This window comes from Protofrankia sp. CiT1 (assembly GCF_917627335.1).
Classification (GTDB): domain Bacteria; phylum Actinomycetota; class Actinomycetes; order Frankiales; family Frankiaceae; genus Protofrankia.
Genome location: NZ_CAKJTP010000148.1, coordinates 1 through 1,782 on the forward strand (window position 1 = coordinate 1; position 1,782 = coordinate 1,782).

Below are 1,782 nucleotides of genomic sequence, written 5' to 3' on the forward strand. Positions count from 1 at the left end.
GGTCGCGTCCGCGCTGTCGCCGGGGGCGATGGTTGACGCCGCGCCCCCGGGCGAACGGGCCGTATCGGTCGCCGCCATCGCCGCGCGCGCTCTGCCGTCGGTTGTCACGATCACCGTGACCAACCCGGTCCTGTCCGCCACCGGTTCCGGTGTGATCATCAGGTCGGACGGCTACATACTGACCAACAACCACGTTGTCGCCGGGGCAGCCGTCGGGGCACGGGTCTCGGTGACCTTGTACAGGGAGCTGCGGCAGATTTCGGCGGAGATCATCGGACGTGACCCCAAGACCGATCTCGCCGTCATCCGGATTCCGGCGACAAGCCCGCTACCCGCCGCGGCGTTGGGGCGTTCCGGCTCGCTCGTGGTCGGTGCGCCGCTGGTGGCCATCGGCGCACCGCTGGGATTGGCCGGAACGGTGACAACGGGTATTGTCAGCGCGCTTGACCGTAACCCAACGGTGCCGGCGGAGTCCGGGGGCGAGTCGGTTCTCATCGGCGCGATTCAGACCGACGCGGCCATCAATCCCGGCAATTCCGGCGGCGCGCTGCTGGACGGGCGTGGTCAGGTCGTCGGCATCACCACCGCGATCGCGGCCGTGCCCGGTTCCCGCGCCGAGCATGGCGCGTCCGGGAACATCGGCGTGGGCTTCGCCATCCCGATCGACTATGCGAGGTCGGTGGCCGACGAGATCATCAGTACCGGCCGGGCCACCCATCCTGATGTCGGCGTGTCCGCTGGGACGATCACCCCGGATGACGCGGCGGCGATCGGGACCTCTCCCGGCGCGCTCATCCGCGGGGTGACGCGGGGCGGGCCCGCCGATGTGGTCGGACTGCGTCCGGGAGACATCATCACCAAGGTCGACGGAGCCGCTATCGGGAACACCAACGACCTGATCGCGGCGATCCGGGTGCACCGGATCGGCGACCGGGTCACCCTCACGTTCGAGCGCGATCACAAGACCCATGAGGTCGAGCTGGCCCCCCAGGAACAGCGCGACTGAGAGCCTTTTTGAATCTTGGGTTCGGACCGCGACGCCGCGTCCGGCTGGTTCCCGGCAAGGTTGCCGGTGTTGCGGCCGCGCTGAGCGGAACGCATCCGGGCCGGCGGGCCGGTGGGCCGGTGGGCCCGCGAAGGGAGGCGACCGGTCCGGAGCTGTTCCGTTGATCGCGGTTGCGAGGTAGTGTGGGGCCGTGTTCAATGGCGTCGGCTGGGGCGAGGTCGCTGTCCTGCTGCTGATCGGTCTGTTCGTGTTTGGCCCGGAGCGGTTGCCGAAGGTGGCCCGTGAGGCCGGTCAGATGCTGCGTCAGTTCCGGCAGATGGCCGCGGGCATGCGCGAGGAGCTGCGCTCCGAGCTTGGTCCGGAGATTGCCGATCTTGACCTGAGTACCCTGCATCCCAAGACGTTCGTCCGCAAGCACCTGTTCGACGATGAGGACCCGCTGCTTCCGTCGTACCTGTCCAAGCGGACGTCGTTCGACAAGATGCTCTTCGACGACGACGCGGAGGCACCTCCGGTGCCTGGTGGTGAGCGGGCTCGGCCCCGGCTCTCCTACGACGACATGCAGGCGGGGCCCGCGGCAGCCGTCAAGCCACCGTCGTTGACGAAATCCCCCATCCTGACCAAGGCTACCCACAAGGCCGTCTCGACCGGGAGCAGGGCTGCCATCCCCTCGGACCGAGGTCAGGCCACGACCGCGGCACCTGTTACCCGCGGGGCGGCCACCGCCGAGACACCGGCGGCGACCCCTTTTGACACCGACGCAACCTGACTGACCC

Annotated in this window: 2 protein-coding genes; both read left to right on the forward strand. The window is 68.9% G+C overall.

Going from position 1 to position 1,782, the window contains the following annotated elements; all coding sequences use genetic code 11:
• Positions 1 to 1,006: S1C family serine protease (locus tag MJ785_RS17835; RefSeq protein ID WP_239381873.1), on the forward strand; the 1,006-nt coding region annotated here is incomplete at its 5' end.
• A 190-nt stretch (positions 1,007 to 1,196) separates the two neighbouring features.
• On the forward strand, positions 1,197 to 1,775 hold the full coding sequence (gene tatB, locus MJ785_RS17840) for a Sec-independent protein translocase protein TatB (protein ID WP_239311098.1): 579 nt from the start codon (positions 1,197 to 1,199) through the stop codon (positions 1,773 to 1,775).
• The last annotated feature ends 7 nt before the right edge of the window (positions 1,776 to 1,782 follow it).